General features: G+C 73.5%; 18 protein-coding genes. 6 read left to right on the top strand and 12 right to left on the bottom strand.

What is annotated here, in order from left to right; genetic code table 11:
• From ABZ321_RS57395 to ABZ321_RS57410, 4 genes are all read left to right on the top strand, one after another.
• The coding region (locus tag ABZ321_RS57395) for a phosphopantetheine-binding protein (RefSeq protein WP_354905399.1) at nucleotides 1-614 on the top strand (614 nt) is incomplete at its 5' end.
• Complete coding sequence (locus ABZ321_RS57400; RefSeq protein WP_354905401.1) at nucleotides 611-5,878, top strand: amino acid adenylation domain-containing protein; 5,268 nt, start codon at nucleotides 611-613, stop codon at nucleotides 5,876-5,878. The genes ABZ321_RS57395 and ABZ321_RS57400, both read left to right, overlap by 4 nt.
• 198 nt (nucleotides 5,879-6,076) lie before the next feature.
• On the top strand, nucleotides 6,077-7,033 hold the full coding sequence (locus tag ABZ321_RS57405; RefSeq protein WP_354905404.1) for a cyclase family protein: 957 nt from the start codon (nucleotides 6,077-6,079) through the stop codon (nucleotides 7,031-7,033).
• 66 nt (nucleotides 7,034-7,099) lie between these two features.
• Nucleotides 7,100-7,840: a hypothetical protein gene (locus ABZ321_RS57410; protein ID WP_354905407.1), complete on the top strand. Its 741-nt coding sequence runs from the start codon at nucleotides 7,100-7,102 to the stop codon at nucleotides 7,838-7,840.
• 162 nt (nucleotides 7,841-8,002) lie between these two features.
• On the opposite strand, the gene ABZ321_RS57415 is transcribed toward ABZ321_RS57410, so the two are convergent.
• From ABZ321_RS57415 to ABZ321_RS57430, 4 genes are all read right to left on the bottom strand, one after another.
• Nucleotides 8,003-8,410 carry a DNA-binding protein gene (locus tag ABZ321_RS57415; RefSeq protein WP_344511800.1) on the bottom strand — a complete coding sequence of 136 codons (408 nt, stop codon included), beginning with the start codon at nucleotides 8,408-8,410 and terminating at the stop codon, nucleotides 8,003-8,005.
• Nucleotides 8,411-9,348: 938 nt separating this feature from the next.
• Nucleotides 9,349-10,059: a SigE family RNA polymerase sigma factor gene (locus ABZ321_RS57420; protein WP_354905411.1), complete on the bottom strand. Its 711-nt coding sequence runs from the start codon at nucleotides 10,057-10,059 to the stop codon at nucleotides 9,349-9,351.
• Nucleotides 10,060-10,125: 66 nt separating this feature from the next.
• A complete protein-coding gene (locus ABZ321_RS57425; RefSeq protein WP_354905414.1) occupies nucleotides 10,126-11,133 on the bottom strand; it encodes an FUSC family protein in 1,008 nt (335 codons plus the stop codon).
• A 111-nt stretch (nucleotides 11,134-11,244) separates the two neighbouring features.
• Nucleotides 11,245-12,120, bottom strand: coding sequence for an NAD(P)H-binding protein (locus ABZ321_RS57430; protein ID WP_354905417.1), 876 nt, complete (start codon nucleotides 12,118-12,120; stop codon nucleotides 11,245-11,247).
• A gap of 81 nt (nucleotides 12,121-12,201) precedes the next feature.
• Between ABZ321_RS57430 and ABZ321_RS57435 the strand changes: the two genes are divergently transcribed.
• Nucleotides 12,202-12,930, top strand: coding sequence for a TetR/AcrR family transcriptional regulator (locus ABZ321_RS57435; protein WP_354905419.1), 729 nt, complete (start codon nucleotides 12,202-12,204; stop codon nucleotides 12,928-12,930).
• Nucleotides 12,931-12,996: 66 nt separating this feature from the next.
• Here the strand turns inward: ABZ321_RS57435 and ABZ321_RS57440 are convergent, their stop codons facing one another.
• On the bottom strand, nucleotides 12,997-13,671 hold the full coding sequence (locus tag ABZ321_RS57440) for an alpha/beta fold hydrolase (RefSeq protein ID WP_354905422.1): 675 nt from the start codon (nucleotides 13,669-13,671) through the stop codon (nucleotides 12,997-12,999).
• 110 nt (nucleotides 13,672-13,781) lie between these two features.
• Between ABZ321_RS57440 and ABZ321_RS57445 the strand changes: the two genes are divergently transcribed.
• Nucleotides 13,782-14,120, top strand: coding sequence for a helix-turn-helix domain-containing protein (locus ABZ321_RS57445; RefSeq protein WP_344511808.1), 339 nt, complete (start codon nucleotides 13,782-13,784; stop codon nucleotides 14,118-14,120).
• Nucleotides 14,121-14,130: 10 nt separating this feature from the next.
• Here ABZ321_RS57445 and ABZ321_RS57450 read toward each other — a convergent pair whose 3' ends face one another.
• From ABZ321_RS57450 to ABZ321_RS57480, 7 genes are all read right to left on the bottom strand, one after another.
• Nucleotides 14,131-15,720, bottom strand: coding sequence for an ABC transporter ATP-binding protein (locus ABZ321_RS57450; protein ID WP_354905425.1), 1,590 nt, complete (start codon nucleotides 15,718-15,720; stop codon nucleotides 14,131-14,133).
• On the bottom strand, nucleotides 15,717-17,018 hold the full coding sequence (locus ABZ321_RS57455; protein ID WP_354905428.1) for a hypothetical protein: 1,302 nt from the start codon (nucleotides 17,016-17,018) through the stop codon (nucleotides 15,717-15,719). The genes ABZ321_RS57450 and ABZ321_RS57455 overlap by 4 nt, the downstream gene beginning before the upstream one ends.
• A 20-nt stretch (nucleotides 17,019-17,038) precedes the next feature.
• Nucleotides 17,039-17,851, bottom strand: a complete 813-nt coding sequence (locus ABZ321_RS57460; protein ID WP_354905430.1) for an ABC transporter permease — start codon at nucleotides 17,849-17,851, stop codon at nucleotides 17,039-17,041.
• Nucleotides 17,841-18,785, bottom strand: coding sequence for an ABC transporter permease (locus ABZ321_RS57465; protein ID WP_354905433.1), 945 nt, complete (start codon nucleotides 18,783-18,785; stop codon nucleotides 17,841-17,843). Before ABZ321_RS57465 ends, ABZ321_RS57460 begins: the two co-directional genes overlap by 11 nt.
• Nucleotides 18,769-19,527: a DUF1684 domain-containing protein gene (locus tag ABZ321_RS57470; RefSeq protein ID WP_354905436.1), complete on the bottom strand. Its 759-nt coding sequence runs from the start codon at nucleotides 19,525-19,527 to the stop codon at nucleotides 18,769-18,771. Before ABZ321_RS57470 ends, ABZ321_RS57465 begins: the two co-directional genes overlap by 17 nt.
• The gene (locus tag ABZ321_RS57475) at nucleotides 19,524-21,158 is read right to left on the bottom strand and encodes an ABC transporter substrate-binding protein (RefSeq protein WP_354905439.1); all 1,635 of its coding nucleotides are present in this window, start codon (nucleotides 21,156-21,158) and stop codon (nucleotides 19,524-19,526) included. Before ABZ321_RS57475 ends, ABZ321_RS57470 begins: the two co-directional genes overlap by 4 nt.
• 108 nt (nucleotides 21,159-21,266) lie before the next feature.
• Nucleotides 21,267-21,896 carry a GntR family transcriptional regulator gene (locus tag ABZ321_RS57480; RefSeq protein WP_344511822.1) on the bottom strand — a complete coding sequence of 210 codons (630 nt, stop codon included), beginning with the start codon at nucleotides 21,894-21,896 and terminating at the stop codon, nucleotides 21,267-21,269.
• Between the last annotated feature and the right edge of the window lie 240 nt (nucleotides 21,897-22,136).

Here is a 22,136-nt window from a genome sequence, read left to right on the forward strand (position 1 = left end):
TCCGCTGGCGCACCGATGGGCTCCTCGATTTCCTCGGCCGCCGCGACCACCAGGTGAAGGTGCGCGGGCACCGCATCGAGCTCGGCGAGATCGAGTCGCAGCTGCGCTCGGCGCCGGGCGTGGCCGAGGCGGTGGTGACCGTCGCCGACCCGACCGGTGACGCGCACCTCGTCGGCTACGTCGTGCCGCGCCCGGGGTCGACGCCGGACACACAGGCCCTGGAGGCCCTGCTGCGGGCGACACTGCCCGACTACATGGTCCCGCGCCGCTGGATGACGCTGGACGCGCTGCCGGTCAACGCGTCCGGGAAGGTCGACCGCACCGCGCTGCCCGAGCCGCGGGACGAGGTGCAGCAGCGGGTCGCGCCGCGCACCGAGGCGGAGCAGCTGGTCGCCGAGATGTGGAGCGCCGTGCTGAAGCGCGATGAGCTGTCGGTGTACGACAACTTCTTCGCGCTCGGCGGGCACTCCCTGTCGGCGACGCTGGTCGTGGGCCGGCTCCGCGACGCGCTGGACTTCCCGGTGCCGGTCCGGCTGCAGTTCGAGCAGCCGGTGCTGGCGAACTTCGCCGCCGCGCTGGAGGCGCTGCTGCTGGACGAGGCGGCGCAGGCGTGACGGTCACCGACGCCCAGCGCTCGCTGCTGCAGCAGCGGCTGGCCGGGGCACGCCGCAACGCCGCCCGCGCCGCCAGCACCATTCCCGCGTCCCCCGACCGGGACTCGCCGGCGCCGCTGTCACCGGCCCAGGCCCGGCTGTGGTTCCTGCACCAGCTGGAGCCCGACAGCGGCTCCTACCACGTGACAGCCACCGTGCGGCTGACCGGCCCGCTCGACGTGGCCGCGCTGACCGCCGCGGTCCGGGACCTCGCCGAGCGCCACCACGTGCTGCGCACCCGGTACGTGGACCGCGACGGCGAGCCGAGCGCGGTGCTGGGCAGCGCGGACGACGTGCTCGTCGAGACCGACGGGGAGATCGACGACGTCCGGCAGCGGGCGTTCCGGCTCGAGGAGGAGCCGCCGCTGCGGGCGCTGATCCGCCGCGACGGGCCGGACGAGCACGTGCTGCTGCTCGTCGTGCACCACATCGCCTTCGACGAGTGGTCCGTCGACCTCGCCCTGCGCGAGCTCGCCGACCTGTACGCCGCCCGCCTCGACGGCCGCCCGGCGCCGGACGCGCCCGGGCTGCAGTACGCCGACTACGCCCGCTGGCAGGCCGGCCGCGAGCCGTCTGCCGCGGCCCTGGACCGGTGGGTCGAGCGGCTGCAAGGCCTGGCGCCGGTGCTGGACCTGCCGACCGACCGGCCCCGCCCCGCGGTGGCCGGCCACGGGGCCGGGGAAGTGCCGGTGCACGTGCCCGCGGCGCTGGCCGGCCCGCTCGCCGACCTCGCCGCCTCCTGCGGGGCCACCCCGTTCATGGTGCTGCTCACCGCGCTCCAGGCACTGCTGGCCCGGGTGTGCGGCACCGACGACATCCCGATCGGGGTCCCGGTCGCGGGCCGGCACCACCCCGACATCGAGAAGATGATCGGCTGCTTCATCGGTACGTTGGTCATGCGGACCGACTGCTCCGGCGACCCGACCGGACGCGAGCTGCTGGCCCGGGTCCGCGAGGTGGCGATCGACGCGCTCGCGCAGTCCGAGACCCCGTTCGAGCGGATCGTGGAGCGACTGCAGCCCGAGCGCACCCTCGGCCACACGCCGATCTTCCAGGTGCTGCTCAACGTGCTGGAGCAGCCGGCCGCGCCGCCGCGCCTGCCGCACCTGGACGCGCAGGGCGTCCTGCTGCCGACCCACACCGCCAAGTACGACCTCAACCTCACGCTGTCGCGGGTGGACGACGGCTACCGCGGCATGCTGGTGTTCCGCACCGACCTGTTCGACGAGGAGACCGCCCGGCGGCTGGTGGACTGGTTCCTGGCGCTGCTGACGGGGTTGGTCACCGAGCCCGACCGCCCCGTCGGAGCGCTGGCGCTGGAGCCCGGCGTGCGGCCCGGGCCGGACGGCCCGCGGGTGTCCTACCCGCTGGACCGGCCGCTGCACGAGCTCATCGCCCGCCACGCCGGGTCGACGCCGGAGGCCACCGCGGTGGTCGCGGCGGACGGCCGGCTGACCTACGCGGAGCTGGACCGGCGCGCCGGGGCGGTGGCGGCCCGGTTGCTGGCGGCCGGCGTACGGCCCGAGGAGCCGGTCGCGGTGCTCACCGAGCGCGGGACGGCCCTGCCCGTCGCGATGCTGGGCACGCTGAAGGCCGGCGCCGTCTACCTGCCCGTCGACCCCGGCTACCCGGACGGCCGCGTGGCGGAGATCCTCGACACCGCCCAGGCCCGGTTCGTGCTCACCGAGACGGCGTTCGCGGACCGTGCACCGTGCCGTGTCCCGGGCCGTGAGGCGATCGTCGTCGCGGACGTCACCGGCGATCCGGCCGAGGCCGTGGTGGTGCCGATGGACCACCTCGCGTACCTCATCTTCACGTCCGGCTCGACCGGGCGGCCCAAGGGCGTCATGGTCGAGCACCGCAACATCGCGCACTACCTGCACGCGGTGGCGGACCGCATCGGACACCGGAGGTCCTACGCCCTGGTGTCCACCCACGCCGCCGACCTCGGCATGACGAACCTGTTCGGGGCGCTCGCCACCGGCGGCGTGGCGCACCTCGTGGACCGCGAGACCGCCACGGACCCGGAGGCGTTCGCGGCCTACCTGGCCGAGCACCCGGTCGACGCGATGAAGCTGGTCCCGAGCCACCTGGAGCTGCTGGCCGCGCACGGCGACCTCGCCGCGCTGCTGCCCCGCGAGCTGCTCGTCCTGGCCGGCGAGCCCTGCCCGTGGGAGCTGGTCGACCGCATCGAACGGGTCCGGCCGGACCTCGAGGTCCAGGTCCACTACGGCCCGACCGAGACGACCGTCTCCGTCTTCGGCTGCGACGTGCGCGAGGTCCCGGCCGAGCGCCGCACCGGCATCGTCCCCATCGGACGCCCGTTCGCGAACGTCGAATGCCGGGTGACCGACCGGGCGGGCCGCCAGGTGCCGGACGGGGTGCCCGGTGAGCTGCGCATCGGCGGCCCGAGCGTGGCCCGCGGCTACCTGAACGTCGTCGACGACCGCTTCCAGCAGGGGTGGTACCGCTCCGGCGACCGCGTCCGCGTCGACGCCCACGGCCTCGTGCAGATCCTGGGCCGGGTCGACGACCAGGTGAAGATCCGCGGTTTCCGGGTCGAGCTCAACGAGGTCGCCTCCGCGGTGCGCGGGGTCCCCGGCGTCGGCGAGGCCGTGGTACTGCCCGTCGGCGAGGCGCACACGCGCCGGCTGGCCGCCTGGATCACGCCAGCAACCGCCGATCCCGGGCTGGTGCGGGCCGCGCTGCGCGACCGGCTCCCGGACTACATGGTGCCGTCGGCGTTCGTGGTCCTGGACCGGCTCCCGCTGACCGCCAACGGCAAGGTGGACCGGACCGCGCTGCCCGCACCGCAGCCGCCGGGCGCCGCCACCCGGGTCGCGCCGGAGTCCCCGACGCAGCTGCGGGTCGCCGCGGCCTGGGCCGAGGTCCTCGACGGTGCTGAGATCGGGCTCGACGACGACTTCTTCGCCCTCGGCGGCGACTCGTTCAAGGCCGTGCGCGCGGTGCGGGCCATCGACCCGCAGCTGCGGGTCATCGACCTGTTCACCCGCCCGACCGTGCGCGAGCTGGCCGCCTACCTCGACGGCGACACCGGCTCGACCGGGCTGCTGCACCGCCTCGCGGGCCCGGCCGACGCGACCCTGACCGTGGTCTGCGTGCCCTACGGCGGCGGCTCGGCCGCGGCCTACGGGCCGCTTGCCACCGAACTGGCGCAGCGCCTGCCGGGCGCGGCCGTGCTGGCGATCGAACTGCCCGGGCACGACCCCGCCCGGCCCGACGAGCCGCCGCTGCCGATGGCCGAGCTGATCGACCGCGTGGTCGCGGACCTGCCGACCGGCCCGGTGCTGGTCTACGGCCACTGCGTCGGCTCGGCGGCCGCCACCGAGCTCGCCCTCCGCCTGGAGTCCGACGGCCGCGAGGTCGCCGGGCTGGTCGTCGGCGGCAGCTTCCCGGCGGCCCGGCTGCCGGGGCGGGTGTCGTCCTGGCTGCACCGGCGCTTCCACGCCACCTGGTTCACCTCCGACCGGGCATATCGCGACTTCCTGCGTACACTCGGCGGCCTCGACGACGACGAGGGCCTCGACGCCGACGTGATCCTGCGCAGCCTGCGGCACGACGTGGACGAGTCCCAGACGTGGTTCACCCGCGAACTGACCCGGCCCGACCGGCGGCGGCTGCGGGCGCCCGTGCTATGCCTGATCGGGGCGCGGGACCGCTCGACGGAGCTGTACCAGGAACGCTATGCGGAATGGGGCGCCTTCGCGGACCGCGTCGCCCTCGCCGTCCTGCCCCGGGCCGGGCACTACTTCCTCAAGCACCAGGCGGCGGCCGCAGCCGACGAGATCGCCGGCACGCTGCGGGAGTGGGGCGCGGGCCGGGCACCGGAGGTGGTCAGCACCGCGGTCACCGGCGGCCGGGCCCGGCGCGACCTGCGCGAGTTCTACGTCATGACGGCCGGCCAGACCGCGTCGCTGATCGGTGCCGCGCTCAGCTCGTTCGCCCTCGGCGTCTGGGCGTACCAGCAGAACGGCCGCGTCGCCGACTACGCCCTCGTCACCATGCTGGCCCTGCTGCCCTCGATCCTGCTGCTGCCGGTGGGCGGTGCCGTAGCGGACCGGATCGACCGGCGGCGCATCATGCTGGCCTGCAACGGGGCGGGCGCGGCGGTCATGTCCGCCGTGGTCACCCTGCTGGCGCTGGGCCGCCTGGAGATCTGGAGCGTCGGGCTGCTGGCCGGGCTGCTGTCCGCGGTGACCGCCTTCCACCGGCCCGCCTACCTGGCCGCGGTCGCGCAGCTGGTGCCGAAGCCGTACCTGGGCCAGGCCAACGCCCTCGCCAACCTCGGCCCGGGCATCGGCATGCTCATCGCCCCACTGGCCGGCGGCGCGCTGATCACGGCGCTGGGCATGCCGTGGGTGGTCGCGGTCGACGTGGTGTCGCTGCTCGTCGGCGTCGGCACGCTGCTGCTGGTGCGCCTGCCCGACCGGCTCTTCCGCCGTCAGGAGGAGACCTTCGTCCGCGCGATCGTCGGCGGCTGGCGGTTCCTCATCCGGCGCCGCCCGCTCATGGTCATGATCGTGTTCTTCGTGGTCGAGAACTACCTCGCGATGCTCGCCCTCGCCGTGACCGTGCCGACCGTGTACGCCTTCGGCGGCACGACGGCCGTCAGCGTCGTCACCGCGTTCAGCGGCGTTGGGGCCGCCCTCGGCGCGCTGGCCATGGTGCTGTGGGGCGGCGCCGAACGCCGCGCCACCGGCATGGTCGGCTTCGTCATCGGGGTCGGCCTCGGCGCCGCGCTCGTCGGGCTACGGCCATCGACGGCGCTCGCGGCGGCGGGCAGCCTCATCTGGTACGCCTCGCTCACCATCCTCAACGCCCACTGGCTCGCGATCATCCAGGTCAAGGTCGGCCTCGAACTGCAGGGCCGAGTCCTCGCCACGAACCAGATGCTCGCCGTGGCGATGACACCGGTCGCGTTCCTGACCGCGCCGCCGTTCACGGAGGCGGTCGCGCCGCTGCTGCGACCGGGGGGCGCGCTCGCGGACACCGTCGGGCGGGTCGTGGGCGTCGGGGACGCCCGCGGCACGGGACTGATCCTGCTGGCCTGCGGCGTGCTGCTGGTGATCTGGGGCGCGCTGGGCCTGGCCTACCGACCCCTGCACCGGATGGAGGACGACCTGCCGGACGCCGCAGCGGGCGCCGAGATCCCCGACTCGCTGGACGAGGTCCAGGCCCAGGCCGACGAACAGGTGCGCGTGTAATCCGACGCGCTGTTTCTCGACGCGGCCGTCCAACGGCAGCACGTGATCGGGAGACCAGGCCGACCTCGCGGCAGCACCAGCGAAATGCCGAGGGGTCCGGCCTGGCCGGCCGTCCAGGTGCGCTCGGCCGTGCCGGGAGTACGGTCGGGGTCTACCCGCGGTGCCTCGAACCGCGTGACCGGAGGAGTCGATGCTGGGATGACGGCAGGGCGACCGATGCCCACGCAGGACGAGGTGCTGGGGTACTTCAGCGCGCTGTCGAACTGGGGGCGATGGGGCGACGACGACGAGCTCGGGACGCTGAACCACATCACCGACGAGGTCCGGCTGGCGGCGGCGCGGACCGTGCGCCACGGCAGGAGCGTGTCGTGCGCGTGGGAGGTCGCCGTCCCGGACGAGATGGAGCGGTCGACAACGACGTGCCCGTGCGCCGCCGACATGCCGGGTGCCGAGCACATGCCGCTGCCCGGATTCCGCAACGACCGGCGCTGGGGGTTCTCGTCCGAGCGTCTCGGCATCACGTTCCACGGCAACACCGTCACCCACGTCGACTCGCCGTGTCACATCTTCTGGGACGGCACGATGTACAACGGGCGGCCGCACTCGTCGGTCGACGCCGCAACGGGATCGGCGTGGGGGGCCGTCACGGCGGCGGCGAACGGGATCGTCACGCGTGGCGTCCTGCTGGACATCGCGAGGGTCCGCGACGTGCCGTGGCTGGAGCCGGGGGAGGGTGTGTTCCCCGACGATCTCGAGGAGGCCGAGCGTCGCCAGGGTGTGCGGGTGCGATCCGGCGATGCGGTGCTCCTGCGGACCGGCCAAGGCCGCGTCCGGCACGAAGCCGGTCCGGCCGGCGGTTTCACCCAGGCCGGCTGGCACGCGTCCTGCCTGCCGTGGCTGCGCGAACGACAGGTCGCCCTGATCGGCGCCGACACCCCTCAGGACGTTCAGCCGTCGGGGTACGACGACGTGTTGATGCCGGTTCATGCCGTGGGTCTCGTCGCGATGGGTCTGTGGCTGCTCGACAACTGCGACCTGGAGGCGTGCGCGACGACGGCCGCCGAGCTCGGCCAATGGGACTTTCACCTCGCTGTCGCACCGGTCCGCTTCGCCGGGACGTCCGGCAGCCCGGTCAACCCGATCGCCACGTTCTGACCGCGGTTCGCGCGTGCGTCCCGCGCTGCCCGTGCCGCGTTGAGCCGTCTGATACAAACTATGCTCGTGGATGAATCACAGGTGCCCGGCGGGCAGGACCACGTCACCGAACGGCTCCCGTCCGGCGTGCCGCACCGCCCGGTCCGGGCGATCGGCATCTTCACCGGATCGCCGGCGGACGACGTCATCGAGGAGTTCCACACCCGGCGTCGTACGCGGCTCGCTCTCACCCTGTCGACCGCCGCGGCGGTGATCCTCGGGTCGTTCCTGCTGGCGCACGACGCCGGGCCGATCGAACTGCCGAGCTCCGCAGGACGCGAACCGGGTGCTGCCGGCACCGCGCAGCCGGACGGGACGGAACCTGCGGTCGAGTCCGGCACCAGCCCGTCCCCTGGTACCGGAAGCGATCCGTCGGCGGGCAACGGCCGAACCGAGTCGGGCGGCGCGGCCGGACGCCCGGGCAACGCCACGGACGGCGATGGACACACCGACCCGGGGCCCGCCGTCACCACCGCCCCGCCGACGGCCGCCGCGCCGGCCACCACGGCGCCGGTGACGAGCGCCAACCCCGAGGCGACGCCGGCGCTGGTCGCCGTCAGCCTGTCGACCCTCGGCGGGGTCGTGGTCGCCGGCTGCGCCGACGGGAAGGTGCGCGTCCTCGACGTTCGGCCCGCCCCAGGTGCGAAGGTCGTGAGCATGGACGGCGGCGCCCGTGACACGGCGCGCGTGGAGATCGACCTGCTGGCCGCCAAGCTCCGCCTCAACGTGCGCTGCGTCGCCGGTCTGCCCGTCGCCACCCCGGTCTGAAGCCGAGCCGTCCCGGCTGGTGCTGTGACCGCGAACGTCGGCCGGGTCGGACATGCCGGTTGACGTTCGCGGGTCGGGTCGGGGTGCGGGCTGTCGGGATGGCAGCTCCTCTCTACGGGCGCGCCGGCTCAGCGACATCGAGCCGCTCGGGCAGATCCCCGATCATGTCGTCGGGTCGCTACGGGCCTCCAGCCGCTCGTAGCGCTGCCGGGCCGCTTGCGGGGTGCCCAGGCCGAGGCTCAGCGCGATGTCCTGCCAGGTCATCGCGCGGGCGCGGGCGGTTCTGAGCAGGTAGAGCTCGGTGGCGTCCACTTCCGCCCGCACCTCGGGTAGCAGGGTCAGCGCCGCGACCAGGTCGGACTTGTCCAGCGGGGGCTCGCCTGGGGCCGGCGGGATCGACCCGGCGGCCATCGCCGCGGCGACGCGGACCACCTCGTGCGGGGCGGCGACGTCCGCGTGGGTATGCCGCGAGCGCAGCTCGGGCGACGCGGCGTGGCGCTCGGTGAGGTGGGCCAGCGCGGCGTATACCCGCTCCGCGCGCCGTGCCTCGGGGTCAGGGAAAGTCAGCATCTCCGTCACGCCTTCGGATCATGCCAGCTCAACGATCTGTTTTCAACAGATTGTTCAAATTGCCGCGATGTCGGTGGCGGCCGGGTGCGAGCCACGGACGGAAGCGTGGCTCGCGACCCGGCCAGCGCAGTGGTCACAGCACTACTTGCAGCGCCAGAGCACCGGGAGGGTGCCCTTGGGCGGGGCCTCCAGGGAACCGGCGGACGCGTTGCCGGCGATGAGCAGGCCGTCGTGGCTGATGCCCTTGGGCACGTCGCGGAGCCAGGCGTCGGTGTGTTCGGGCAGGCGCGGCAGTCGCAGCGTGGCCTGACCGTCGAGGAGCAGGGTCGCGTTGCCGGGCAGGTCGCCGGCGACCATCCAGCCGTCGGCGCTGATGTCCCCGGCCGCGCCCTGGGCGTCCGGGAAGGTCTGCACCTCGCCGGTGCGCAGGTTCCAGCGGGCCGGCACGCTCGTGTGCTGCGTCTCGGCCGCGCCGCTGACCCAGTCGCCGGTGATGCCCGCGGCGTACGCGCCGGTGGCGGGGGAGCCGGCGACGACCGGGAGCGGCAGTTCCCGGCGCGCACCGTCGGACGTCCAGACGTACGCGTGGCCGGTTCTGGTCTGCGGGTCCCGGATCGTGCCGACGATGGTCCTGCCGTCGGCGGCGACATCGGTGGCCTGCCCCTCCCAGACCCCGGAGGGCAGCGGAAGGGGTGACGGCGCGTCCGACGCCGAACGCCAGAGCACCGGGAGCCTTTCGTCCTCGCCGACGATGACGCCGCCGTCGCTGATCGCTGACGGGGACGGTCGCCGGCCCGGCAGCGGCCGGACCGTGCCGCCGTCGTACACCCACCCCTGGCCCTCGGCGGAGCCGACCACGACGCCGCCGGCATTGACGTCGGTGGGGATCTGCTGCGCGCCCGGCAGGTCGGCGCGGTGCAGGGCGCCCCGGTCCCAGATCAGCAGGTCGAAGTTCGACGCGCTGCCGGTGTGCGCCGTCCGGCCGACGACGTACCGTCCGGTCGGCGCCATCGCCATGACCAGCGTCGGCGCGCCGCCGGCCGGCAGCGGGAGCCGCTCGACCTCGCAGCTCGTGGGCACCACGGAAGGGGTGGATCCGGCAATGGGCGGGTCCGCCCGGTGCGGTGGCGCCGAGCGGAGCACGATCGGGGCGCCGGCCAGCAGCAGGACCGTGACTGCCGGCGGAGCGAGCCGAGCGCCCTGGAGGTGTGGCTCTTCACCGTCCCCCGCGAGATGTTCAGCGCGTCGGCGATCTCCGCCTCGGACATGCCCTCGTAGTAGCGCAGCACCAGCACGGCGCGCTGCTTGGCCGGCAGCCCCCGCAGGTGCTGCCACATCGCCTCCTGCTCGATGCGCGCCGCGATCTCGTCCGAGCCGCTGCGCTCGGGCAGCGCGTCGACCGGTCGCTCCCGGTACGGCCGGCTGCGCCACCACGACGTCGCGGTGTTCACCATCGCGCGCCGTACGTAGCCCTCGGCCGCGGCCGGGTCCTTGATGCGCCGCCACCGCTGGTACGCCTTGAGCAGCGTGACCTGCAGCAGGTCCTCAGCCTTGCTGCGGTCGCCGACGAGCAGGTACGCGCTGCGCAACAGGGCGGGCGACCGCGCCGTCACGAACGCCCGGAACGCGTCCTCCGCCGAATCGTCCATCAACCCTCCACGCACCATTGCCCGACGACATCGGATGGAAGGACGCAACCTCGCGCCCACCGGTTGTCATCCGCGGCGGACGGTTCCAGTCGAGTTGGAGCACAGGACGATCGCGCCGCCGATGAGGCCGCCGATCACCGTCTCGACCGCCCGGTCGAAGAGGAGCTGCCCGGCCGGGCGGGCCACCGCCAGTTGCCCCATCAGCAGCGCCATCGGGGTGATGAACAGCAGCGCCAGCCCGTAGTGCCGCCCGACCAGCAGCTCCGTGACGATCTGCAGCGCCGCCACGACCAGCACGGTCGCGTACGGCGGCAGGTGCAGCGCGAGCAGCGCCGCGCTGGGCAGCAGCCCGAGCAGCGTGCCGAGGATCCGGTGCGCGGCGCGGACCAGTTGGGCGGTGCGGCCGGGGGCGCTGAGCGGAGCGACCGCCGCCACCGTCGCCCAGTACGGGTGGCCGATCCCGATCCCGGTCGCCAGGCCGCCCGCCAGCACCACAGCGAGGGCGTAGCGCACCGGCTCCCACGTCCACACGTGCGCCAGCCGGGCCGGTTGGCTCCGCTGCCGGCGGACGAGGCTGCCCACGTTCCCGACCAGCAGCGCGAACAGGCTGCTGGCCCCGGTCACGGCGGCGGCGACCGCGACGTCCGACACGTGGTGCGGGGCCGAGGCGACCGTACCGAACGCGAAGACCAGGAAGAGTGGGCCCGGCGGGTGCCAGTCCTGCGCGGCGGCGAGCACGGCGCCCAGCGCCGCGACGAGCGCGGCGACCGGCACCGCGACCCACGCTCGCGACTCCAGCGAGCCGACAAGCACGCCGAGGACGACCGACACCGTCAGCGCCGCTGCGGCGCTCGCCTGCATCGCGGCGCGGGACAGGTGCACGTGGTTGCGCCCGTACAGTGAAGTGAACGCCCCGAAGGCGGCGTAGGCCGTCCAGCTCGGGTGGCCCAGCGCCAGCACGGTGAGCAGGGGGACCAGGACGCTGACGCCGGCCCGCAGCGCGACCCGGTGGGTGCCTCGCATCGGGCGGATGTGGAGCAGGTCCGAGAGCATCGCCCGCGCCTGCTCACTCATCCTCTTCACCCGTCTTGTTCGTATTTGCGATGGTCGCCCATCCTTCATACTGCGCCGGTCAGCTCCGGCCGGGGCACGGGCGGAAACCGGAGTCCGGGTGTGGCCGCCGGGTCATCGAGCTGCGAGCTGCGCCGCGGTCATCGTGGCGAGGACCGCGCCGGCCGGGACGGCGGCCTGTCCGATGACGGCCTCCAGGGTCGGGTCGGTGACGGCGAACTCGCCCCGGCGGGCGGCGCGGAACATGCCGAGGGTGAAGTCGGCGGCCTGCGGTGGCATGCCGCGCTCGACCGCCGCGGCCTTCCACGCCTCGTCGTCCACGACGACCCGTTCGATGGTGCGCCCCGTGAGGTCGCTGAGGATGCCGGCGACGGCCTCGAAGTCGAGTGCCTGGGGCGCGGTCAGCGGTGCGGTGACGCCGTCGAGAGTGACGTTGCCTGCCAGTACCGCCGCAGCCACCTCCGCCAGGTCGGCGTGGTCGGTCCAGGAGACCGGGCCGTCCTGAGGCGCGACGAGCCGGCCGCTCTCCAGGGCGGCGCCGATGTAGTGGCCGAGCGTGCTGGCGTAGAACCCGTTGCGCAGGGCGGTGAACGCGACGCCCTGCCGGGTGAGGTGCTCTTCGGTCAAGGCGTGCGTGAGCTGCGGTGCAAAGAGTGAGTCCTTCGCCGCTGCTTGATGGCTCGTGTACAGGATGCGCTGTGCTCCCGCTGCGCGTGCGGCGTCGATGGCGGCGATGTTGGCCGCGACCGCACCGGCGCCGCGGATCGAGGCGGAGATGACCAGCACCTGGCTGGCGCCCTCGAACGCGTGCTGGAGGGTGTCGGGGTCGGTGAAGTCGCCGACCCGGACGCGGACGCCGCGTTCGGCGAGCGCGGCGGCCTTGCCGGCGTCCCGGACGCTGACGCCCACGGTGTCGGCGGGGACCAGTTCCAGTAGCCGGGTGACGATCCGGGATCCGAGGTTTCCGGTGGCTCCGGTGACGATGATCATGTCGCTCCTTGTTTCCGTTGATATGAGGTCGACGTTATCAGTGATTTTCCAACGGAAACAAATTCCTGTTATCCTCGATACATGGAGCAGACGCAGGTCGCCGGGGTCCGCGACGAGAGCCGTTCCGCCGTCCTCGAGGCGGCCGCACGGCTGCTGGCCGAGCACGGCGCCCGCGGCGTGACGACCCGGGCGGTGGCCCAGGCCGCCGGCATGCAGGCGCCGACCATCTACCGGCTGTTCGGCGACAAGGACGGCCTCATCGATGCCCTCGCCGAGCACGTCATGGCCACCTACGTCGCCGGCAAGTCGGTCTCGGCGGCCCAGCCCAGCGGCGACCCCGTGGCCGACCTGCGCGCCGGATGGCAGCTGCACGTCGAGTTCGGACTGGCCAATCCGGAGCTGTACGCACTGCTCAACACCCCCGGCCGTGGCGCGCCCTCACCGGCGACGACCGCCGGCATCGAGGTGCTGCGCACGCTGGTGCGGCGGCTCGCCGCCGCGGGCCGCCTGCGCGTCGACGAGCGACGGGCCGTGGCCATGATCCACGCTGCCGGCACCGGCACCGTCCTGGCCCTGCTGGGCATGCCCGCGGCACTGCGGGACCCCGGCCTGGCGGACGTGATGTTCGATGCCGTCGCCGACCGGATCCTCACGGCCGCACCTCCGGCGCCGGACGCCACCACGACCACGGTCACGGTCACGTTCGCCACCGTGGTGCCCGAGTTGCCCGCGCTCACCGACGCCGAGCGAGCCCTGATGACGGAGTGGCTCAACCGTTCACTCGACCAGGCGCAGCGCCAGCGAGACTGAGGCCCACGAACCGCAACCGGTGCCGTGCCGCGACTGGCCGACCGACCGCCGCGGAGCAGCTCGGCCCTAGTGCACCTTGAGGAGCAGTTCGGTGAGCTCGAAGGGCATGGTGATCATGCAGTCGTGGCCGGTCGGCAGCTCCCACACCTCGTCCTGCGGCGGGACGGGGCGCCGCGGTGGAGCGTCGGTGGTGCAGTGGATGTGGGTGCGTGGGATCGCGTGCGCGGCCGGATTGTCGAAGGCGACCGGCTGTTGCAGGCAGCGGACCGGTTGGTCGGACAGCATCGTGTCCAGCCAGGCGAGGTCGGCCGGTTCCGTGACGCCGAAGGAGCGGGACATCGGTGGCAGGCGCCATGGGGTGTCGGTCTGTGCCGCCCGGTCGATGAGGTGTTGGGTGGCCGGCATCACGTCGACGGCGCTTTCGCCGTTGTGGGGAACCATGGCGTCGAGGAAGACGAGGCGGGCGATCTTGTCCGGTGTGCGGTTCGCTGTCCCGGTGATGACCATGCCGGCGTAGCTGTGGCCGACGAGGACGACGTTGTCCTGGTCGTCGAGCAGCCGCACGACGTCGTCGATGTGTGTGTCGAGTCCGACCTCGGGGCTGAGGAGGTGGATGCGGTCGCCGTAGCCGGTCAGGGTCGGTGCGAGCACCCGGTGGCCGGCGGCGCTCAGCAGCGGCACGACGCGGTCCCAGGCCGCCCCGCTGTGCCACGCGCCATGGATGAGGACGTAAGTGGACATGCCTATCCTTCGCTGTGAGGGTGTTTCTTGGGAGTTCCCTCATGTTCTGACGGATGTCATGCAGCGGGCAATCAGGCACATTCCGGTGCCTCGGTTCTCTGGAGGTAACCATGCGCAGCGGATGCCGACCGCTGATCGAGGACAAGTGGTCACTGCACGTCATCTCGATGCTGGACGCGGGGCCGAGACGGTTCAGCGAGCTCAAGCGCGGCCTGGACGGCGTCAGCCAGCGGATGTTGACCGTCACCCTGCGCAATCTTGAACGCGACGGCATCCTCGTCCGTACCGTGCTCGAGGTCATGCCCCCACACGTCGAGTACCAGCTCACCGAGATGGGCGTCGCCCTCCACGAAGCGGTCAAGCCGATGATCGCCTGGGGCAGGGAGAACGTGGCCGAAGTGGAACGATCCCGTGCGGCCTACGACACCCGGACCGTCGCGGAACGGTGAACGGGCTGCGCTACGGGTACACCGGCAGCGTGGGAACGGCGGCGAGCAGTTCGCGGGTGTAAGGCTCGACGGGGCGGTCGAACACGTCGTCGGCCGGCCCGCGTTCCACCACGGCGCCGTCCTTCATCACCAGCACCTCGTCGCTGATCTGCCGGATCACGGCCAGGTCGTGCGAGATGAACAGGATCGCCAGGCCGCGCTGCGCCTGCAGGTCCGCCAGCAGCGCGAGGATCTGAGCCTGGATGGAGACGTCCAGGGCGGACACCGGCTCGTCGCAGACCAGCAGCTCGGGGCCGGTGGCCAGGGCCCGGGCGATCGCGACGCGCTGGCGCTGGCCCCCGGACATCTCGGCGGGGCCGCGGGCGGCCAGTGACGAGGGCAGGCCGACGGCCTCCAGCAGCTCGCCGACGCGCTGGCGCCGGGCGGTCCGGTCGCGCTCGGACCGCAGCGCTTCGGCGATGACCCGGCCGGCGGTGAAGCGGGGGTCGAACGCGCCGAGCGGGTCCTGCTGGATGAGCTGGATGCGGCCGCGCTGCGGGCGGCGGAGCCGCTCCGGCACCGAGCTCCACCGGGCACCGGCGAAGCGGACGTCGCCCTCGTCAGGCCGCAACAGGCCGAGGGCGATGCGGGCCACGGTGCTCTTGCCGGAGCCGGACTCGCCGACGACGCCGAGTGTGCGCCCGGCGGTGACGGTGAACGAGACGTCGCACACGGCGGCGTGGTCGGTGCCGTCGGGGCGGCGGTACCGCTTGCTGACCCCCCGCACCTCCAGCAGTGCCGGGCCGGCTTCCCCGCCCAGGTCGCGGTGGGGCCGGCCGGTGGGAACCGCGGCGAGGAGCTGGCGTGTGTACGGGTGGCGAGCTGCCCCGAGCACCGCTGCCGGCGGTCCCGATTCCACGACGACGCCCTCGCGCATCACCAGGATGTGATCGGCCATCCGGGCCACCACGGCCAGGTCGTGGCTGATCATGAGCAGCGCGGTGCCGCCGGCCTTCAGGCCCTCCAGTTCGAGGAGCACCTGGGCCTGGACGGTGACGTCGAGGGCCGTGGTCGGCTCGTCGACGACGAGTACCGGCGGCCCGGCGATGGTGGCCGAGGCGATCAGGGCCCGCTGGCGCAGACCGCCGGAGAGCTGGTGGGGGTACTGCTGCGCCCGCACGGCCGCCTCCGCCACCCCGGCGCCGGCGAGCGCCTCGACCACCCGGCCAGGCCGCAGCGCACGCGGGATCAGCCGGTGCCGGCGCAGCGGCTCCCCGACGTCGCGGTGGACCCGGTGCAGCGGATTGAGCGAGCCGAGCGCGTCCTGCGGGACGAGCCCGATGTCGCGGCCGCGCAGGCGTCGCCACTGGGCCTCGGTCAGCGTGCTCAGGTCCCGCCCGCTGAGCCGCAGCGTGGCAGCGGTGACGGAAGCGGCCGGGCCGGCCAGGCCGAGCAGTGCACGGGCGGTGGCGCTCTTGCCGGACCCTGACTCGCCGACGATGGCCAGACACTGTCCCTTGTGGAGGGTGAAGGAGATGCCCCGGACCGCTTCGACGGCACCGCGAGCAGTGCGGAACGTGACGCGCAGGTCGTCGACGGCCAGGACCGGGTCGGGGCTCATCGCGGTGCCGCCGCGGAATCCCGGCGCAGGTCGGCGATCCAGCGCTCGTCACGTCGCGACCGGCGCCGGTGCTTGCGGTCCTGCAGGATGTCGGCGGCCCGGACGGCCTGCCCGCTGCGGGCCAGCGCGTCGCACAGCGTGTCCACGACGATGTCCTGCTGCAGGCGGCTCCCGCCGACCAGGGCCACCGCTGCGACGACACCGCCGAGGTGCCGGGCGGCCACGTCGTAGCGGCCGTCGGCGTGCGCGGCGATCCCGTCGACGACGGCGAGGACGACGTCGCGGTTGGGCCGCGCGGTCTCGGCTTCCCAGGTGGCGCGGAGCCCGGCCAGGGCCGCGCGGTCGCCGGCGGCGAGCGCGAGGGCGGCGTGGACGTCGAACAGCGCGCCGCGCGGGCCAGCCACCTGGGCGCGGGCCAGCTCTGCGACCGGCTCCCACGGCAGGCCGGGGTGGCCGTCGATGTGCAGCCGCCACAGCACGGCGGCGGCGTCGACGAGTGTGGTTCGGCGGGTGGAGACGCGAGGGTCGACGGCGGCGTGGTAGCGCCGCAGTCCGAGCTCTGGGTCGTCGTTCTCGAGGGCCACGAGCGCGTGGTGCCAGCGCAGGTGCGTCTGCAGCGGCGAGTGGGGGTGCCGGGTGCCGAACCAGCCGTTGAGGAACGACTCGACGGCACCGATGCGCCCGGTCTCGTGCAGGACGTGGACGTACCCGTGGCAGGCGGCCCGGTTGTCCGGCCGGTCCTGCAGCGAACGCTCGGCCGCCCGCTCCGCCTCGGCGAACTGCCAGGCCTCCTCCAGCTCCAGCGCGCAGATCCCGGCGACGGCCCAGTCCTGCGGGAAGGCGGTGGCCGACGCGGCGGCGAGCGCGAGGACGCCCTCGCGGCCGGTGCCCGCGGCGATCCGTCGGCCGCTGAGCAGGCCGGCGGCGAACCCGAGCACGAGCAGGTCGCCGGGGTGGGCCTCGAGATGCTCGGCGTACGCGGCCAGGTTGGCCGGCGGCGCGGTGACGAGGTCGATCTGGCGGGCCTCCCGCGGGCTGAGTCGTTCGGGGTGCTCGCGGCGGAGCCGGACGGCGGCGGTGAACGCCTCGCGGGCCTCGCCGTCCCGCCCGGCCGCCGCCAGGCTCAGCCCGAGGCCGAGGTGGGCGACGGCGAGGCCGGGGTCCAGCGCGATCGTCTTGGTGAAGCCGTCGGCGGCGGCGTCGTCGAGGACCAGGTACGCGTCGACGGCGTCGAAGTAGGCCGCGGCAGCGTCGGGGTCCACTGTGGACACGCGCTGCCCGTAGCGGTCGGTCGGCACGGGGACACCTCCAGTAGGGTTCACGGCCGGATCGAGCCGACGCCGAAGCGGTTGCGCAGATCGCGGCCGAGGATGGTGACGGCGACCGCGGTGACGGTGATGAGCAGGCCCGGGAAGACCCCGGCCCACCAGGCGACGGCGAGCGTCGAGCGGCCCTCGGCGAGCATCGCGCCCCACTCCGGGGTCGGTGGCTGGGTGCCGAGGCCGAGGAAGCTGAGCCCGGAGGCGAAGATGACGGCCACGCCCAGGCCGAGGGTGGCGGTCACCAGCAGCGGGCCGGCCGCGTTGGGCAGGATGTGCCGCCACAGCGACGTCCACGGGCCGACGCCGAGTCCGGTGGCCGCCTCGACGTAGCCGGCGGTGCGGACCACGAGCAGCCGGGAGCGCAGCAGGCGGGCGTAGCCGGGCATGTCGGCCAGGCCGATCGCCAGGAGCAGGCTCAGCTCGCCGCGGCCGACGATGGTGACGACGACGAGGGCCAGCAGCAGCGCCGGGAACGACAGCAGCACGTCGAGGACGCGGCTGATGACGCTGTCGGCGAACCGGCCGCCGAGCGCGGCCAGGACGCTGACCGGCACCGCCACGAGCAGCGCGACGAGGGTCGCACCGGCGGCGATCCGCAGTGAGTGCCGGGCGCCGTAGACGGCCCGGGCGAACAGGTCCCGGCCGAGCTGGTCGGTGCCGAACCAGTGTCCGGCGCCGGGCGGCCGGAACGACGCCAGGGGATCGGTCGCGTTCGGATCGTGACCGGTGAACAGCTGCGGCCACAGCGCGGCGGCCACGGCGGCCAGCACGACCACCGCCGCCGCGGCGACGGTGAGCCTACGTCCCATCGCGGTGCACCCTCGGGTCGATGACGAGGTAGGAGACCTCGACGAGCAGGTTCACGACCACGAACACGGCGGCCGCCAGCATGACGACGCCGGTGACCATCGGCAGGTCCTTGTTCGTCACCGCGGTCAGCGCGACCTGCCCGAGCCCGGGCCGGCCGAACACCTGCTCGATGAGGACCGACCCGCCGAGCAGGCTGCCGATGAACCAGCCGGTGAGTGTGGTGGCCGGGACCAGGCAGTGCCGGAGTGCGTGGCCGGTCCGCACGGCCAGCGCGCCGGCGCCGCGGGCCCTGGCCGCGGTGACGAACGGCTGGGCGAGGGCGGTGTCCATCTCCTCGCGCAGCACCTGGGCGAGGGTGCCGGCGATCGGCAGGGCGACCGCGACGGCCGGCAGCACGAGGCTGCGCCAGGTGCCGGCCTCGATGACCGGGAACAGGTGCCAGCGCAGCGACAGGAATGTGATGAGCAGGATGCCCAGCCAGTACTGCGGCAGCGACACGGCGACCATCTCCAGCCCGGAGAACACCGTCCGGGCGACCCGGCTGCGCTCGGGGACCAGCACCGCCGCGCCCACTGCCAGCAGGACCGCGAGCAGCAGCGCTGCCCCCGCGAGCTCGGCGGTGGGCAGCACCTGCTCGGCCAGGGCGCCCCACACCGGCCGCTGCAGCTGGTAGGACGTGCCGAGATCGCCGCGGACCAGCTCGCCCAGCAGCCGCAGGTACTGCGCCACCACCGGGTCGTCCAGCCCGTACTCGGCGCGCACCTGAGCCTTGAGCTCCGGCGACACCAGCGCCTGGTTGCCCATGATGATGTCGACCGGGTCACCGGGGATCAGGTGCAGCATCGCGAAGCACAGCGTGGCGGCGCCCCACAGCTGCACGACCGCGATCGCCGCCCGGCGGGCGAGGCGGCCGCCGTCAGACCGGGTGCGCACGGCGCTGCACCGACCGCTCGCCCGCCTCGACCGCCGTCGTCAGCACGTTCTCCCGGGGCGGCAGCGGGCAGTTGTACCAGTCGGAGAACGCGCACGGCGGCAGGTACGCGCGGTTGAAGTCCACCACGTACCCCTCCGGCGTCCCGCGGGCCTCGACGAAGCGGCCGGGCCGGTACGTGCTCACGCCGGTCGTCGCGTCGGCGAACACGAACCACAGGCCGCCGTGGCCCTCGAACGCCCGGACCCGGTGCTCGGTGCCGGCGAGGGTGAACGCCAGTTCACCCGGCACGACGTGCGCGCGCTGGACGTCGTCGCGCTGGTAGGGGATCGGGGTGGCCTCGGGCACGGCGAACGGCTCGAACGTCGCCGGGACCCGGAAGCGCTCGTCGTACGGGTACCGGTCGATGCCGGCGAAACCAGTCCGGCCGGGCGCGGCGTGTTCGTACGTGCGCACCACCGGCCCGTCCTCCCGCACGAACGTCCGGATCGTCACGCCGGGCGCCTCGAGGTCGCCCTCGACGAAGGCGGTACCGGTCACCGGCACGCCGTCCTTGGTCAGCGGCGCGCCCGGCTCGACGGTGACGGCGAGCCGGCCGTCCTGGACGCTCCAGGTGCCGGGCGCGTCGTCGATGACGAGCGGATCGGCGACCGGGTACGTGCCGGTCAGGGCGGTGTGGCCGGCCGGGCCGGCCACCTCCTCGGCGCGCGCGGCCAGCCAGGACTCGAAGTCGTCGTTGCTCACTTGGTCCGCCACACGGTGTAGAAGGAGTCCGGGTACCCGGAGACGGTGAACTGCACGCCCTGCACGGCGTTGGAGGCGCCGAGGAGGTACTGCGGGACGTAGATCGGCACCGCGGCGGCGTTGTCGATGACCCACTGCTGCAGCGGCTTGTAGGCCGCCGGCCGGTCCTCCTGCCGCAGCGCCGTGGTGCCCTGGCTGAGCCACTGGTCGACCTGCGGGTCCGTGACGTTGGCGTAGTTGGCGCCGCCCTTGGTCGCCGCGAACTTCGACGACCACACGTTGTAGAGCATGTCCGGGTCGGCCCGCTGGTTGCTCTGGTCGGTGATGTCGTAGTCGCCGGCCTTGGCCCGGGCCGAGAAGGTGCCGGCGTCGAGGCCCTGCACGGTCACCTCGAATCCGAGCTTCTTGGCGTTGTCGGCGACGGCCTGGGCGACGACGTCGCGCTGCTCGCGCATGACGGTGCTGTTCTGGACCCAGACCGCGGTCAGGCGCTTGCCGTCCTTGGTGCGGTAGCCCTGCGAGTCCTTCTGGTTCCAGCCGGCCTCGTCGAGCAGCCGGTTGGCCAGCGTCACGTCCTGCGGCCAACTGTTCTCCAGCGCGCTGTCGTACGAGTACGGCGTGCTGGGCGTGAGCGGGCTCCAGGCGCGCGGGAAACGGCCCGCGTAGACCGCCTTGACGATGCTGTCGATGTCGATGCCGCGCTGGAACGCCTGGCGCACCTTGACGTCGTCGAACGGCGCCCGCGTGGTGTTGAGGTAGGCGGTGAACGGCGTCCCGGCCGCGGCCGCGCTGAGCACCCGCACCCCGCCGCCGGCCTCGAACGCGGCCGCGGTCACCGGCGGCACGTTCGCGGCGAGCTGGGCCTGGCCGCTGCTGACCGCGCCGACCCGGATCGCGTTCTCCGGCAGGAACCGGACCTCGACCTTGTCCAGGTACGCGGCGCCCTGATGCGCCGAGCCCTCCGGCGGCCAGTTGTAGGCGTCGTACCGCGCGAAGGTGAGGCTCTGCCCCTTGGAGTACGCGGCCGTGGTGAACGGCCCGGTGCCCACGGCCGCTCCCGGCCCGCCGGCGCACAGCGCGGCCTGCCCCTTCGCGAGCGCCGCCGGCGACTGGATGCCGAGCACGGAGAACGACACCAGCTGCAGGAACGGGGCGAACGGCGACTTGAGCTTGACCACCAGCGTGCCCGGGTCGGTCGCGGTCGCCGACGCGAACGGCAGCGAGCCGGCCAGCGGCGCCTTGGTCGCGGGGTCGGTGAAGTGGTCGAAGGTCGCCTTGGCGGCGGTCGCGTCGAACTTCGTGCCGTCGTGGAACGTCACGCCGTCGCGCAGGTGGAAGGTGTACGTCGTGCCGTCGGCCGAGACGTCCCACGAACTGGCCAGCCAGGGGTGGAAGGCACCCTTCGCGTCCTGGTGGATCAGCGAGTCGTACACGTTGCGCTGCAGGATCTGGGTGGCGATCTGGCTCGGGGCCGCCGGGTCCAGGCAGGTGGGCTCGACGTCGGTGGCGAATACGACCGTGCCGCCGCGCACGGGGGCGCCGGACGCCGCGCCGTCGCCGGACGAGCCGGTGCTGCTGCATGCGGCCAGCAGCGTCACCGACGCCACCGCCACGACCAGCCTGCGGAACATGATTACTCCATTATTCAGACAGGATTGCTAGGAAATTAGCGCGAGCGTATACACGCGTCGACGCTCGGGCAAGAGGCTTTGACCTGTGACGTTTCTTGCTCGGCCGGACTACGCCCCGGCGGCGAGCCGCGCCAGACGGGCCTCGCGGGACCGGTCCAGGTGGGCGGCCAGGGTCCGCCGCGCCGCTTCGGCGTCACCGGCCTCGATCGCGTCGACCACCCGCCCGTGCTCGGTCGCGGCCTCATCCCGGTCGGACAGCGTCGGCTCCGCGTCGTCGTACACGGCCAGCAGCGTGTCGAGCCGCTCCAACAGCTCGATGATCGTGGCGTTGCCCGCCGCGACGCGCAGTGCCCTGTGCCAGGCCGCGTGCAACTCGCGCAGCCGCGCCGGATCACCGGCCGCGGCCGCCTCGCCGGTCAGGTGGCGCAGCCGGGCCAGATCGAACGCCGAACGCCGCCCGGCCGCCGCGGCCGCACACGTCGACTCGAGCGCGATGCGGGCCTCGTAGATCTCCAGCAGCTCCTCGGGGCTCCGCGTCCGCACCCGGTACCCGCGCCGGTCCCGCTCCAGCAGCGCGTCCCGCTCCAGCATCGCGAGCGCCTCACGTACCGGCGTCCGCGACACCCCGAGCCGCTCCGCGAGCACGGTCTCGAGCAGCACCGTGCCCGGCGCGATCCGACCGGCGACGATGTCGCCGCGCAGCCGCTCGTACTGAGTCGAGGCCGAGTCGCGGTTCACCGGGTCTCCTTCGGGCAAGCGGCCGCCATGAGTTCGCCGATTATCCCCACCCAACCGGCCCTGGGTGTTCCCGGCCCGTCAGCCGGTCCTCGTCAATCGACGGCGCGCATTCGCCATCAACGGCCCGCAGGCTGACAACAAGCTAAGAGCGACCGGCAATAGGTCCATGACTCGGCGGGTAGGCACCCGGGGTAGCAAACAGGCACGGGTCCATTGATCATCGGAGTTCTCTACGCTTCG

This window comes from Dactylosporangium sp. NPDC006015, from assembly GCF_040614215.1.
In the GTDB taxonomy this organism is placed as follows: Bacteria; Actinomycetota; Actinomycetes; order Mycobacteriales; family Micromonosporaceae; genus Dactylosporangium; species Dactylosporangium maewongense.

Excerpts from the sequence above, each read along its gene's own strand:
- ABZ321_RS57405 (WP_354905404.1), top strand. The coding sequence starts at position 6,077 with ATGACGGCAGGGCGACCGATGCCCACGCAGGACGAGGTGCTGGGGTAC.
- ABZ321_RS57415 (WP_344511800.1), bottom strand. The coding sequence starts at position 8,410 with ATGCTGACTTTCCCTGACCCCGAGGCACGGCGCGCGGAGCGGGTATAC.
- ABZ321_RS57420 (WP_354905411.1), bottom strand. The coding sequence starts at position 10,059 with ATGGACGATTCGGCGGAGGACGCGTTCCGGGCGTTCGTGACGGCGCGG.
- ABZ321_RS57425 (WP_354905414.1), bottom strand. The coding sequence starts at position 11,133 with ATGAGTGAGCAGGCGCGGGCGATGCTCTCGGACCTGCTCCACATCCGC.
- ABZ321_RS57430 (WP_354905417.1), bottom strand. The coding sequence starts at position 12,120 with ATGATCATCGTCACCGGAGCCACCGGAAACCTCGGATCCCGGATCGTC.
- ABZ321_RS57435 (WP_354905419.1), top strand. The coding sequence starts at position 12,202 with ATGGAGCAGACGCAGGTCGCCGGGGTCCGCGACGAGAGCCGTTCCGCC.
- ABZ321_RS57440 (WP_354905422.1), bottom strand. The coding sequence starts at position 13,671 with ATGTCCACTTACGTCCTCATCCATGGCGCGTGGCACAGCGGGGCGGCC.
- ABZ321_RS57445 (WP_344511808.1), top strand. The coding sequence starts at position 13,782 with ATGCGCAGCGGATGCCGACCGCTGATCGAGGACAAGTGGTCACTGCAC.
- ABZ321_RS57450 (WP_354905425.1), bottom strand. The coding sequence starts at position 15,720 with ATGAGCCCCGACCCGGTCCTGGCCGTCGACGACCTGCGCGTCACGTTC.
- ABZ321_RS57460 (WP_354905430.1), bottom strand. The coding sequence starts at position 17,851 with ATGGGACGTAGGCTCACCGTCGCCGCGGCGGCGGTGGTCGTGCTGGCC.
- ABZ321_RS57475 (WP_354905439.1), bottom strand. The coding sequence starts at position 21,158 with ATGTTCCGCAGGCTGGTCGTGGCGGTGGCGTCGGTGACGCTGCTGGCC.